General features: G+C 70.1%; 10 protein-coding genes and 1 tRNA gene. 5 read left to right on the top strand and 6 right to left on the bottom strand.

Annotated elements, in window-relative coordinates:
• Positions 1–5 precede the first annotated feature (5 nt).
• Together ABZ453_RS02970 and ABZ453_RS02965 are read left to right on the top strand one after the other, a co-directional pair.
• On the top strand, positions 6–830 hold the full coding sequence (locus ABZ453_RS02970) for an ABC transporter ATP-binding protein (protein WP_359010916.1): 825 nt from the start codon (positions 6–8) through the stop codon (positions 828–830).
• Positions 827–1,543, top strand: coding sequence for an ABC transporter ATP-binding protein (locus ABZ453_RS02965; protein ID WP_359010914.1), 717 nt, complete (start codon positions 827–829; stop codon positions 1,541–1,543). The genes ABZ453_RS02970 and ABZ453_RS02965 overlap by 4 nt, the downstream gene beginning before the upstream one ends.
• Before the next feature lie 73 nt (positions 1,544–1,616).
• Here ABZ453_RS02965 and ABZ453_RS02960 read toward each other — a convergent pair whose 3' ends face one another.
• Positions 1,617–2,273 (bottom strand): response regulator, encoded by a 657-nt coding sequence (locus ABZ453_RS02960; RefSeq protein ID WP_240863162.1) that lies wholly within the window; start codon positions 2,271–2,273, stop codon positions 1,617–1,619.
• A 99-nt stretch (positions 2,274–2,372) separates the two neighbouring features.
• Between ABZ453_RS02960 and ABZ453_RS02955 the strand changes: the two genes are divergently transcribed.
• Both ABZ453_RS02955 and ABZ453_RS02950 read left to right on the top strand, forming a co-directional pair.
• A tRNA-Leu gene (locus tag ABZ453_RS02955) sits at positions 2,373–2,447 on the top strand.
• Positions 2,448–2,554: 107 nt separating this feature from the next.
• On the top strand, positions 2,555–3,310 hold the full coding sequence (locus ABZ453_RS02950) for a helix-turn-helix domain-containing protein (RefSeq protein WP_359010912.1): 756 nt from the start codon (positions 2,555–2,557) through the stop codon (positions 3,308–3,310).
• Between the two features lie 9 nt (positions 3,311–3,319).
• On the opposite strand, the gene pyk is transcribed toward ABZ453_RS02950, so the two are convergent.
• Positions 3,320–4,756 carry a pyruvate kinase gene (gene pyk / locus ABZ453_RS02945; protein ID WP_359010910.1) on the bottom strand — a complete coding sequence of 479 codons (1,437 nt, stop codon included), beginning with the start codon at positions 4,754–4,756 and terminating at the stop codon, positions 3,320–3,322.
• A gap of 163 nt (positions 4,757–4,919) precedes the next feature.
• Positions 4,920–5,639: an SIMPL domain-containing protein gene (locus tag ABZ453_RS02940; RefSeq protein ID WP_359010908.1), complete on the bottom strand. Its 720-nt coding sequence runs from the start codon at positions 5,637–5,639 to the stop codon at positions 4,920–4,922.
• Between the two features lie 149 nt (positions 5,640–5,788).
• Between ABZ453_RS02940 and ABZ453_RS02935 the strand changes: the two genes are divergently transcribed.
• Positions 5,789–7,582: a 5'-nucleotidase C-terminal domain-containing protein gene (locus ABZ453_RS02935; RefSeq protein ID WP_359010906.1), complete on the top strand. Its 1,794-nt coding sequence runs from the start codon at positions 5,789–5,791 to the stop codon at positions 7,580–7,582.
• Between the two features lie 10 nt (positions 7,583–7,592).
• On the opposite strand, the gene ABZ453_RS02930 is transcribed toward ABZ453_RS02935, so the two are convergent.
• Genes ABZ453_RS02930 through ABZ453_RS02920 form a run of 3 tightly spaced genes read right to left on the bottom strand, consistent with a single transcriptional unit; the run spans position 7,593 to position 11,630 of the window.
• Positions 7,593–8,741: a GDSL-type esterase/lipase family protein gene (locus ABZ453_RS02930; protein WP_359010904.1), complete on the bottom strand. Its 1,149-nt coding sequence runs from the start codon at positions 8,739–8,741 to the stop codon at positions 7,593–7,595.
• Positions 8,742–8,793: 52 nt separating this feature from the next.
• On the bottom strand, positions 8,794–10,224 hold the full coding sequence (locus ABZ453_RS02925) for a SidA/IucD/PvdA family monooxygenase (protein ID WP_359010902.1): 1,431 nt from the start codon (positions 10,222–10,224) through the stop codon (positions 8,794–8,796).
• Entirely contained in the window at positions 10,221–11,630 is a 1,410-nt protein-coding gene (locus ABZ453_RS02920) for an aminotransferase class V-fold PLP-dependent enzyme (protein ID WP_359010900.1), read from the bottom strand. The genes ABZ453_RS02925 and ABZ453_RS02920 overlap by 4 nt, the downstream gene beginning before the upstream one ends.
• Positions 11,631–12,253: the final 623 nt, after the last annotated feature.

The raw sequence follows: 12,253 nt of genomic DNA, 5'->3' as shown, positions 1-12,253 counted from the left end.
GAACCATGACGACACCTGTACTCGAAGCCCGCGACGTCACCATGCGCTTCGGCGGCCTCACCGCCGTCCGCTCGGTCGACTTCACGGTCAACAGCGGCGAGATCGTCGGCCTCATCGGCCCCAACGGCGCCGGCAAGACCACCTTCTTCAACTGCCTCACCGGGCTGTACGTCCCCACCGAGGGCAGCGTCTCCTACCAGGGCACCGTCCTGCCGCCCAAACCGCACCTGGTCACCAAGGCCGGCATCGCCCGCACCTTCCAGAACATCCGCCTCTTCGCCAACATGACGGTCCTCGAGAACGTCCTCGTCGGCCGCCACACCCGCACCAAGGAAGGCCTCTGGTCCGCCCTCCTGCGCGGCCCCGGCTTCAAGAAAGCGGAGCAGGCCAGCGAGACACGGGCCATGGAACTCCTGGAGTTCATCGGCCTCGCCCACAAACGCGACCACCTCGCACGCAACCTCCCCTACGGCGAACAGCGCAAACTGGAGATCGCGCGAGCCCTGGCCTCCGAACCCGGACTCCTCCTGCTCGACGAGCCCACCGCCGGCATGAACCCGCAGGAGACCCGGGCCACCGAGGAACTCGTCTTCGCCATCCGGGACATGGGCATCGCCGTCCTCGTCATCGAGCACGACATGCGCTTCATCTTCAACCTCTGCGACCGCGTCGCCGTGCTCGTCCAGGGCGAGAAGCTCGTCGAGGGCACCTCCGAGGTGGTCCAGGCCGACGAACGCGTCATCGCCGCCTACCTCGGCGAACCGTTCGAAGGCGACCCGGCCGACAACGAGGCCGAAGCCGCCGGCACCACCAAGGGAGACCCCCAGTGACCGCACTCCTGGAGGTCGAGGACCTCCACGTCGCCTACGGCAAGATCGAAGCCGTCAAGGGCATCTCCTTCTCCGTCGAGGCCGGCCAGGTCGTCACCCTCATCGGCACCAACGGCGCCGGCAAGACCACGACCCTGCGCACCCTCTCCGGACTACTGAAGCCCAGTGCCGGCAAGATCACGTTCGACGGCAAGCCACTCACCGGCGTCGCCGCGCACAAGATCGTCGCCCTGGGCCTCGCCCACTCCCCCGAGGGCCGACACATCTTCCCCCGGCTCACCATCGAGGAGAACCTCCAGCTCGGCGCCTTCCTCCGCAAGGACAAAGAAGGCATCGACAAGGACATACAGCGCGCCTACGACCTCTTCCCCATCCTCGGAGAGCGCCGCAGGCAGGCCGCCGGCACCCTCTCGGGCGGCGAGCAGCAGATGCTGGCCATGGGCCGCGCCCTGATGTCCCAGCCCAAGCTCCTCATGCTCGACGAACCCTCCATGGGGCTCTCCCCGATCATGATGCAGAAAATCATGGCGACCATCGTCGAGCTGAAGTCCCAGGGCACGACGATCCTGCTGGTCGAGCAGAACGCCCAGGCGGCCCTCTCGCTCGCCGACCACGGACACGTCATGGAGGTCGGCAACATCGTCCTGTCCGGCACCGGCCAGGACCTCCTGCACGACGAGTCGGTCCGCAAGGCCTACCTCGGCGAGGACTAGGCGCCCTGCCGCACACGCGAAGGCCCGCGCCCCTGATCCCTCAGGGCCGCGGGCCTTCTCCTCTTCTGAGCCGTCAGCCCTTGGACGCCTTCTTCTCGTCCGCGTCCTGAATGACCGCCTCCGCCACCTGCTGCATCGACATCCGGCGGTCCATGGAGGTCTTCTGGATCCACCGGAACGCGGCCGGCTCGGTCAGCCCGTACTCCGTCTGCAGGATCGACTTCGCCCGGTCCACGAGCTTGCGGGTCTCCAGCCGCAAGGTGAGGTCGGCGACCTCCCTCTCCAGCTCCTTCAGCTCGGTGAACCGCGACACCGCCATCTCGATGGCCGGCACCACGTCGCTCTTGCTGAACGGCTTCACGAGATAGGCCATCGCACCGGCGTCCCGGGCGCGCTCGACGAGATCCCGCTGCGAGAAGGCGGTGAGCATCAGCACCGGGGCGATCCGCTCCTCGGCGATCTTCTCGGCGGCGGAGATGCCGTCCAGCTTGGGCATCTTCACATCGAGGATGACGAGGTCCGGCTTGTGCTCACGGGCGAGCTCGACGGCCTGCTCACCGTCGCCGGCCTCACCGACGACGCTGTAGCCCTCCTCCTCCAGCATCTCTTTGAGGTCGAGCCGGATCAGGGCCTCGTCCTCGGCGATGACGACGCGCGTCGTCAGCGGAGGCACGTGCGACTTGTCGTCGTCGGCCGCGTCTACGGGCTGGGGCGACTCGGGGGAGGTCACGGGGGCTCCTTGGTCAGGGCAGGGGTGGTGCTGACAAGAGCGTACCTAGCTGCGGTAAGGTGGGTGCGCGAGGGGTTGCACTTCTCCTTCCTTTCTAAGGCCCCAGTACTCCAACTGGTCAGAGAGGCCGCTCTCAAACAGCGGACAGTGTGGGTTCGAATCCCACCTGGGGCACTTTTCCTTCGATTTCAAGGTCTCAACCAGAAAGCGGATGTTCCCGTTCTCGTGAACATCCGCTTTTTGTTGCGTGTCGTCGCGACCACTCTCACAGAGTGAGCCACATGTACGACATCAGCACGCGCAAGCGAGCACTCGCCCTCGTAGCACAGGGCCGAAGCCTGAATTCAGTGAGCAAGCAGACGGGCATCTCACGTGCCGCGATCCGCTCGTGGCGAGACCGCCTGGAGCCCTTGCCCCGTATCGCCCCTCAGGACCCGGGACCGCCCGCCGATGAACGCGCCCACGCTTACCTCCTCGGGCTTTATCTCGGCGACGGATGCATCAGCGCACACCCGCGCAGCGGCTACCAACTGCGCATCGCCTGCGCAGACGCCTGGCCCGGGCTCATCGACCTGTGCCGCGAAGCCATCAAAAAGGTACGCCCGGGCATCGGCGTGTACATCCTGCAGAAACAGGGCTGCGTCGCGGTGACCTCCTACTCGCAGCACTGGCCCCGCCTCTTTCCTCAGCACGGGCCCGGCAAGAAGCACGACCGCCATATCGCCCTCGCACCCTGGCAGCAGGCCATGGTGGACGCGCACCCTTGGGAGTTCATCCGCGGTCTCATCCACTCCGACGGCTGCCGGATCACCAACTGGACGACCCGCCTCGTGGCCGGAGTGCGCAAGCGCTACGAATACCCCCGGTACTTCTTCACCAACAAGTCCGACGACATCCGGAAGCTCTTTACCGACACGCTCGACAAGGTCGGCGTCGAATGGACCACCCTCGCCCGCGGCAGCGACCCCTTCAACATCTCCGTCGCCCGCAAGGCCTCCGTAGCCCTCCTCGACGCCCACGTAGGCCCCAAGTACTGACCCCCGCCCCTACTTCGGGCTGTCGTCCTCGCCGATGTGGTGGACCCGGACCATGTTCGTCGAGCCCGAGACCCCGGGGGGTGAGCCTGCCGTGATGACCACCACGTCGCCCTGCTCACAGCGGCCGTACTTCAGCAGCAGCTCGTCCACCTGTTCGACCATCGCGTCCGTGGAGTCGACGTGCGGACCGAGGAACGTCTCCGCACCCCACGTGAGGCTGAGCTGGGAGCGGGTTGAGGGTTCCGGGGTGAAGGCCAGGAGGGGGATCGGGGAGCGGTAGCGGGAGAGGCGGCGGGCCGTGTCGCCGGACTGGGTGAAGGCGACGAGGAACTTCGCGCCGAGGAAGTCGCCCATCTCGGCCGCCGCCCGGGCGACAGCGCCGCCCTGGGTGCGGGGCTTGTTGCTCTCGGTCAGCGGCGGCAGCCCCTTGGCGAGGATGTCCTCCTCGGCCGCTTCGACGATCTTCGCCATGGTGCGGACGGTCTCGATCGGGTACTTGCCGACGCTCGTCTCGCCGGACAGCATCACCGCGTCCGTGCCGTCGATCACCGCGTTCGCGACGTCGGAGGCCTCCGCGCGGGTCGGGCGGGAGTTGTCGATCATCGAGTCGAGCATCTGCGTCGCCACGATCACCGGTTTGGCGTTGCGCTTCGCCAGCTTGATCGCGCGCTTCTGGACGATCGGGACCTGTTCGAGGGGCATCTCCACGCCCAGGTCTCCTCGGGCGACCATGATGCCGTCGAAGGCGGCGACGATGTCGTCGATCGCGTCGACGGCCTGCGGCTTCTCCACCTTGGCGATGACGGGGAGCCGGCGCCCCTCCTCGTCCATGATGCGGTGCACGTCCTCGACGTCCCGGCCGCTGCGGACGAAGGAGAGCGCGATGACGTCGAAGCCGGTGCGCAGCGCCCAGCGCAGGTCCGCCTCGTCCTTGTCGGAGAGGGCGGGGACGGAGACGGCGACGCCGGGGAGGTTGAGGCCCTTGTGGTCGGAGACCATGCCGCCTTCGACGACGGTGGTGTGGACGCGCGGTCCGTCGACCTGGGTGACCTCCAGGCAGACCTTGCCGTCGTCGACGAGGATGCGTTCGCCGGGGGTGACGTCGGCGGCGAGGCCGGAGTAGGTGGTTCCGCAGGTGTGGCCGTCGCCTTCGGCGCCTTCCTCGACGGTGATGGTGAAGTTGTCGCCGCGTTCAAGGAGTACGGGGCCTTCGGTGAAGCGGCCGAGCCGGATCTTCGGGCCCTGAAGGTCGGCGAGGAGTCCGACGCTGCGGCCGCTCTCGTCGGCGGCCTTGCGAACGCGCTGGTAGCGCTCCTCGTGCTCGGCGTGGCTGCCGTGGCTGAGGTTGAAGCGGGCGACGTCCATTCCGGCGTCGACCAGGGCTTTGATCTGGTCGTACGAGTCGGTGGCGGGGCCCAGTGTGCAGACGATCTTTGCTCGGCGCATGGTTCGAGCCTAGGCCTTACCGGCGGGTAGCGAATTGGACGGACATGACTACTCAACAACCGTTGGGTGAAGGGCTGTTGACAAGTATTGAATTGTGCGGGGGGCCGCTCCGATGAGCATTCGAGCGGCCCGCGCGCACCGCGCCGATTTGCTCCAGTGACGGCTACAGCCGCGGCGGCTGCATGGTGAACCGGGCGTTGACGGTGGCGTTTACGCGCTGCCGCTGGGGTTCGAGGTCGAGCGCGGCGGGGGTGTCCTCGGTGGCCGCCCCGTAGGCCATGGAGCGCATCCTGCCGCCGGGTGCCTGGGGGTACGGCGGCGGTGCGCCCTCCGCTCCGACGTCGGCGAGTTCCACCAGCGCCGCGAGTGAGGTGCCGAGCGCCTCGGCGTACTCCCGTGCCCGTTGCACCGCCTCCCGCACCGCCTGTTGCCGGGCCTGGCGGTGGGCCGGAGAGTCGGGGCGCAGCGCCCACCAGGGGCCGTCGACGCGGGTGAGGTCGAGGTCGGCCAGTCGGGTGGTGAGTTCGCCCAGGGCGGTGAAGTCGGTCAGCTCGGCGGTGATGTGGACGCGTCCGTGGTAGGCGTGGACTCGTTCGCCGCGGCCCTTCTCCTTCAGTTCGGGGCTGATGGAGAAGGCGCCGGTCTCCAGGTGTTCCACCGCGTCGCCGTAGCTTTTGAAGAGGTCGAGGACGGTGGCGTTGCGCTGGGTGAGGTCGTCGAGGGCGGCGCGGCGGTCCCGGCCGCGGGAGGCGACGGTGACGCCGATGCGGGCGATCTCGGGGTCCACCTCGAGGCGGGCCTCGCCGCGGACGGCGATCCGGGGGGCGTCGGGGGTGCCGTAGGGGACGGCGGGCTGGGGAGCGTCCGGCGAAGGGGTGGTCATGCGCCCCACTCTGTCACTTCTGGGTCGATAACGGCCTCGGGAAGGGCGAGTTGAGTCATCGGATCGCAACCTGCGGGACCTGTTGCCGCTTGCCATGGCCGGGTCAGAATCTACGCGCGTCGTTGACCTTTTCCCCAGGAGATCTAGACATGCCCTTGAACCGCCGGAAGTTCTTGAAGAAGTCCGCCGCGACCGGAGCGGGCGTGGCGCTGGCGAGCGCGGTGGCGGCTCCGGCGGCCGAGGCCGCGCAGAAGCCCGCCCCTCGGCGGTACTCGCTGACCGTCATGGGCACGACCGACCTGCACGGGCACGTCTTCAACTGGGACTACTTCAAGGACGCGGAGTACTCCGACAAGGCCGGCAACGCCCAGGGCCTGGCCCGTGTCTCGACGCTGGTGAACCAGGTGCGCGCGGAGAAGGGCCGCCGCAACACGCTGCTCCTCGACGCGGGTGACACGATCCAGGGCACCCCGCTGACGTACTACTACGCGAAGGTGGACCCGATCACCGCGAAGGGCGGCCCGGTGCACCCGATGGCGCAGGCGATGAACGCGATCGGGTACGACGCGGCGGCGCTGGGCAACCACGAGTTCAACTACGGTCTGGAGACGCTGCGCGCCTTCGAGAGGCAGCTGTGTTTCCCGCTGCTGGGGGCGAACGCGCTGGACGCGAGGACGCAGGAGCCGGCCTTCCCGCCGTACGTCATCAAGAAGTTCCATGTGCCGGGTCTTCCGCCGGTGAAGGTCGCGGTCCTCGGGCTCACCAATCCCGGTATCGCGATCTGGGACAAGGCGTATGTGCAGGGGAAGCTGGAGTTCCCTGGTCTTGAGGAGCAGGCCGCGAAGTGGGTGCCGAGGCTTAAGTCGATGGGCGCCGACGTGGTGGTGGTGTCCGCGCACAGCGGCTCTTCCGGCACCTCCTCCTACGGTGACCAGGTGCCGTACGTGGAGAACTCGGCGGCGCTGGTGGCGCAGCAGGTGCCGGGCATCGACGCGATCCTGGTGGGCCACGCGCACGTGGAGATCCCGGAGTTGAAGGTCACCAACGCCACCACGGGCGGGACGGTGGTGCTCTCGGAGCCGCTGGCGTTCGCGGAGCGGTTGTCGGTCTTCGACGTCGAGCTGGTCTTCGCGCAGGGGCGCTGGACCGTCGAGTCGGTCTCGTCGAAGGTGCTGAACTCCAACACCGTGGCCGACGACCCGAAGATCACCAAGCTGCTGTCGGAGGAGCACGCGAAGGTCGTCGAGTACGTCAACCAGGTCGTCGGCACGGCGACGGAGACGCTCACGACGGTCGAGGCCCGCTACAAGGACGCGCCGATCATCGACCTGATCACCAAGGTCCAGGAGGACGTGGTGAAGGCGGCGCTGGCGGGCACGTCGTACGCCTCGCTGCCGGTCGTCGCGCAGGCCTCTCCTTTCTCCCGCACCTCGGAGATCCCGGCCGGCAAGGTGACGATCCGGGACCTGTCGAGCCTGTACGTGTACGACAACACGCTGGTCGCCAAGCTGCTGACGGGTGCTCAGCTGCGGGCGTACCTGGAGTACTCGGCTGAGTACTTCGTGCAGACCGCGGCTGCCGCGTTGGTGGACGTGGAGAAGCTGACCAACGCCGGCGGCCGCCCGGACTACAACTACGACTACGTGTCGGGTCTTTCGTACGACATCGACATCTCCCGGCCGGCCGGTTCGCGGATCGGGAACCTCACCTACGCCGGTGCCCCGCTGGACGACACGCAGCAGTTCGTGCTGGCGGTGAACAACTACCGCGCCAACGGCGGCGGCGCGTTCCCGCATGTGGCGTCCGCGCAGGAGCTGTGGTCGGAGTCGACGGAGATCCGTACGCGGATCGCGGAGTGGGTGACGGCGAAGGGCGTGCTGGACCCGAAGGACTTCGCGTCGGTGGACTGGAAGCTGACCCGGGCCGGAACGCCCGTCTTCTGAACGCCGTGTTCTAAAGGTCAAGCAGGCTTACGTCGACGGCGTCGGCGATCGCTTTGGCGCCGGCGTCGTTGACGTGGAGGCCGTCGCCGGCGTTGAACTCGGCACGGATCCGGTCGGGTTCGTCCGGGTCGGCGACGGCGGCGGCGACGTCGACGACCGCGTCGAAGGGGTGGCCGTCGCCGAGCAGCCAGGCGTTGACCTCGCGGCGCACGGCCTGGCCGGCCTCGGTGTCGTAGCCGTCATGGACGGTGCCCCGGTAGGGGCCGATGGTGGACCCGATGACGGTGAGCCCGGCCGCGTGCAGTCGGTCGGCGAGGGCGGTCAGGCCGGCGGTGAACTCGGCGGCGCTGGGGCCCTCGGCGGGGTCGGGGTAGGCGATGGTGCCGGGCAGGCCGAGGTCGTTGAGCCCGATGTGGATCAGGACGTGGCTGACGCCGGGGACGGCGAGGACGTCGTGGTCGATGCGGGACAGCAGGTGGTCGCCGATCTCGTCGGTGAGCAGACGGTTGCCGGAGATGCCCTGGTTGACGATCCAGCCGCGGGTGAGGCGGCGGCCGAGCTGGGAGGGGAAGCTGCTGTCGGCGCCGGGTGTGGTGGCGGCGCCCTCGATCCAGGAGTCGCCGAACGCGACGGCGATCCGGGTGCCCTCGGGGGCGAGGACGTCGACGCCGGTGAGGTAGTGGCCGAGGGGCAACTCCTCCGCGCCGTCCAGGGTTTCGGCGGACAGTTGGTCACCGGGGACGGCGTAACCGATGTCGTAGGGCACCGCGCTGTAGGTGCTCAGCCCGGTCTCGCCCGGCAGATGGAGGCTGACGGTCAGCTCCTCCCCCGCGCTGACGGGCAGTTCGACCGCATCGCTGACGATCTCCTCGCCGACGGGGACGTCGACCGTCCCGGTGCCGGAGAAACGCAGCGGGGTGTCGCTGGCGGGGTCGATGCCGCTGCCCCGGGTGCGGACGGCGAGGTGGGCGCCGCCGATCCGCAGGGGCTCCTTGCCGTAGCGGTTGCTGAGCCGCACGCGTAGCGCCTCGCCTCCTCCCGCGAGGCGCACCGACTGCCTGACGGTCTGGCCGCCGAAGCCGCGGGGTTCGAACAGGTGGAAGGCCTCGTAGGGGTTGATGACGGCGGAGCGGTGGGCTGCGATCCAGGTGGTGGTCATGTGCGGAGCCAACACCGCCGCCGCCGGAGGTCTTCCTTCCCGGGCCGGTTGTTTACCTTCCCTCGACCAGCGGGGTGAGGACCTGGGCCGCCTGCCGGGCCTGGGGGATCTGCGGCTCGTGCGGTTCGAGCCCGAAGGTGGTGAAGGCCGTGCGGGCCGGCAGCGGATACGTCTCCTTCCCGGTGAGGGAGTTGAGGATGGTGGCGCTGCGCCAGGCGGCGAGGCCGAGGTCGGGGGTGCCGACGCCGTGGGTGTGGCGTTCGGCGTTCTGGACGTGGATCGCGCCGGTCACCGCGGGGTCGAGGACGAGGCGGAAGCGGTCGTCGACGCGGGGGCGCTCGCGGCTGTCGCGGCGCATGTAGGGGTCGAGACCGGCCAGGAGGCGGTCGAGGGGGCGTTCGCGGTAGCCGGTGGCGAGGACGACGGCGTCGGTGGTGAGGCGGGAGCGGGTGTTCTGGTGGACGTGCTCCAGGTGGAGCTCGACCTGGGTCGTCGCGATACGGCCCGCGGTACGGACGCGGACGCCCGGCGTGAGGACGGTGTCGGGCCAGCCGCCGTGCAGGGTGCGGCGGTAGAGCTCGTCGTGGATGGCGGCGATGGTGTCGGCGTCGATGCCCTTGTGGAGCTGCCACTGGGTGGTGACGAGGCGGTCGCGGACGCCTTCGGGCAGGGCGTGGAAGTAGCGGGTGTAGTCGGGGGTGAAGTGTTCGAGGCCGAGCTTGGAGTACTCCATGGGCGCGAAGGCGTCGGTGCGGCCGAGCCAGTGCAGGCCCTCGCGGCCGACGGGGCGGGCGCGCAGCAGGTCGAGGAAGACCTCGGCGCCGGACTGTCCCGAGCCGATGACGGTGACGTGCCCGGCGGCGAGCAGTCGGTCGCGGTGGGTGAGGTAGTCGGCGGCGTGCACGACGGGCACGGCGGGTGCCTCGACGAGCGGCTTGAGGGGTTCGGGGACATAGGGTTCGCTGCCGATGCCGAGGACGACGTTCCGCGTGTATGTACGGCCCAGGGCCTCGGCCTCGCCGTCCGCGTCGAGCTGGGTGAAGTCGACCTCGAAGACGTCGCGTTCGGGGTTCCAGCGGACGGCGTCGACCTGGTGGCGGAAGTGCAGCCCCGGGAGGTGGTCGGCGACCCAGCGGCAGTAGCCGTCGTACTCGGCGCGCTGGATGTGGAAGCGCTCGGCGAAGTAGAAGGGGAAGAGCCGGTCGCGGGCCTTGAGGTGGTTGAGGAAGGTCCAGGGGCTCGCGGGGTCGGCGAGGGTCACCAGGTCGGCGAGGAAGGGGACCTGGATGCGGGCGCCGTCGATGAGGAGTCCGGGGTGCCAGTCGAAGCCGGGGCGCTGTTCGTAGAAGACGGTGTCGAGTTCGGCGAGGGGGTGGGCGAGGGCGGCGAGGGAGAGGTTGAAGGGGCCGATGCCGATGCCGACCAGGTCGCGGGGGGCGTCGGGCTCGCGGTGCGGGGGGTGGGGGTGGGGGGTGGTGCTCATCGGGGGGCGTGTCCTTCCGCGAGTTCTTCGACCGCTTTCAGGAGGGCGGCCAGGTCGGCGGGCCGGGTGTGGGGGTTGAGGACCGTCGCTTTGAGCCACAGCCGGCCGTCGTCGGGACGCGCCCGGCCGAGGACGGCGTGGCCGCGGTGGAGGAGTTCTCGGCGTACGGCGGCGACGGCGGCGTCGGTGGCGTGTGCGGGCCGGAACAGGACCGTGCTGATGACGGGCCGGTCGTACAGCTCGAAGCCGGGGCGGTCGGCCACGAGGTCCGCGAACTCGTGTGCGGTGGCGCAGACCTGGTCGACCAGCGCGCCGAGGCCCGCGCGGCCGAGGGTCTTGAGGGTGACGGCGGTCTTGAGGACGTCGGGGCGGCGGCTGGTGCGCAGGGAGCGGCCGAGGAGGTCGGGCAGGCCGGCCTCGGTGTCGTCGTCGGCGTTGAGGTAGTCGGCGCGCTGGTGCAGGGCGGCGAGGTCGGCGGGCTCGCGGACGGCGAGGAGGCCGGCGGCGACCGGCTGCCAGCCGAGTTTGTGCAGGTCGAGGGTGACGGTGCGGGCGGCGTCCAGGCCGGTGAGTTTGTCGCGGTGCCGGTCGCTGAACAGCAGGCCTCCGCCGTAGGCGGCGTCGATGTGCAGCCGGGCACGGTGGGCTCGGCACAGGTCGGCGATCTCGGGCAGGGGGTCGATGAGGCCCGCGTCGGTGGTGCCGGCGGTGGCGGCGACGAGGTGCGGGCCGGGGAGGGTGGTGAGGGCCGCGTCCAGGGCGGCGGGGTCGAGGACGCCCGCGGGGGCGGGGACGATCAGGGGTTCGGGCAGTCCGAGCAGCCAGGCGGCGCGGGGCAGCGAGTGATGGGCGTTGGCCCCGACGACGAGCCGGACACCGGCGCCGAGGATCTCCCGGGCGAGCAGCAGGGCGAGTTGGTTGGATTCGGTGCCGCCGGTGGTGACCAGGGCGTCGGGCGGGGGCGGCGTGGGTGTTCCGGTGGCGTGCGCCTTCGCATAGACCTCGGCTGCCAGCGCACTGGTCACCAGGGCTTCCAGTTCGGAAGCGGCCGGGGCCTGGTCCCAGGAGTCCAGGGACGGGTTGAGGACGCTCGCGGCGAGGTCGGCGGCGGTGGCGACCGCGAGGGGCGGGCAGTGCAGGTGGGCGGCGCACAGGGGGTCGGCCGGGTCGGCGGAGCCTTCTGCGAGGGCGTGGACGAGGGCGCGCAGGGCGTCGGGGTCGCCGTGCCGGGGCAGTATGTCGCCCACGGCGGCTCGCACCCGCCCGGCGACCGCGTCGGGGCCGCCGGCGGGCAGGGGTCCTCCGCGCGCCCGTGTGCCGTCGGCGAGCGCGCCGAGCACGGTGTCGAGCAACGGCCGCAGCGCGTCGGGGCCCTCCGGGCCCGAGGCGAGGCTCGGTGTGCTCATGGGTTCCTCCCGGGCACGCGTGCTGAGGATTTCCAGCTTGTACCTGGATGAGCGCGCTTGCCCGAAAGGTTCAACGAGCGAGACCCGAAAGGGTGTCCCGCCGGGAGGGGACCGAGGGGTGGCGCGGGGCGGCGCCCGCTACGAAACCCACCTCCACGGCCGCCCCCTTGCCACCGGAGCGCACGCCGCCCACCCCGCGATGCGCTCCATCCTCGGACCACGCGCCACTCGCCCCGGGACGCGCCCCCCAGCCCGGGCCCCGCGCCATCTGCCCTGGGACGCACTCCCAGCCCCGGGCCCCGCGCTATCTGACCCGGGACACGACCCCAGCCCCGGAACACGCGCCATCTGGCCCTGGACCTGCCTCGTCTCAGGAATGCGCGTTGCCCGGGCTTGGATGCGCCCCCAGCCCGGGACGCGCTCCGGCCCGGAGGTGCGTGGCGCCTTGCCCTGGACGCGCCACCGGCCCATGAGCACGCGTCCCTTGACCCTAGATGCGCCCCGACTCCGGGGTACGCGTCCCTCAGCCCCGCCGGCGCTTCGGCCCGAAGTGCGCGCCGCCAGGTCCTGGACGCGACCCGCCCCGGAGTCCGCGTCCCTCAGCCCTGCCCGCGCCCCGGTCA

This window comes from Streptomyces sp. NPDC005799, assembly GCF_040630525.1.
GTDB classification, from domain to species: domain Bacteria; phylum Actinomycetota; class Actinomycetes; order Streptomycetales; family Streptomycetaceae; genus Streptomyces; species Streptomyces griseorubiginosus_B.
Note: the sequence above shows the minus strand (reverse complement) of the source record. Positions and strands in the feature narration are given on the sequence as shown.

Bases quoted from the DNA above. Each gene is read 5' to 3' on its own strand.
- ABZ453_RS02970 (WP_359010916.1), top strand. From the start codon at position 6: ATGACGACACCTGTACTCGAAGCCCGCGACGTCACCATGCGCTTCGGC.
- ABZ453_RS02950 (WP_359010912.1), top strand. From the start codon at position 2,555: ATGTACGACATCAGCACGCGCAAGCGAGCACTCGCCCTCGTAGCACAG.
- pyk (WP_359010910.1), bottom strand. From the start codon at position 4,756: ATGCGCCGAGCAAAGATCGTCTGCACACTGGGCCCCGCCACCGACTCG.
- ABZ453_RS02940 (WP_359010908.1), bottom strand. From the start codon at position 5,639: ATGACCACCCCTTCGCCGGACGCTCCCCAGCCCGCCGTCCCCTACGGC.
- ABZ453_RS02935 (WP_359010906.1), top strand. From the start codon at position 5,789: ATGCCCTTGAACCGCCGGAAGTTCTTGAAGAAGTCCGCCGCGACCGGA.
- ABZ453_RS02930 (WP_359010904.1), bottom strand. From the start codon at position 8,741: ATGACCACCACCTGGATCGCAGCCCACCGCTCCGCCGTCATCAACCCC.
- ABZ453_RS02925 (WP_359010902.1), bottom strand. From the start codon at position 10,224: ATGAGCACCACCCCCCACCCCCACCCCCCGCACCGCGAGCCCGACGCC.
- ABZ453_RS02920 (WP_359010900.1), bottom strand. From the start codon at position 11,630: ATGAGCACACCGAGCCTCGCCTCGGGCCCGGAGGGCCCCGACGCGCTG.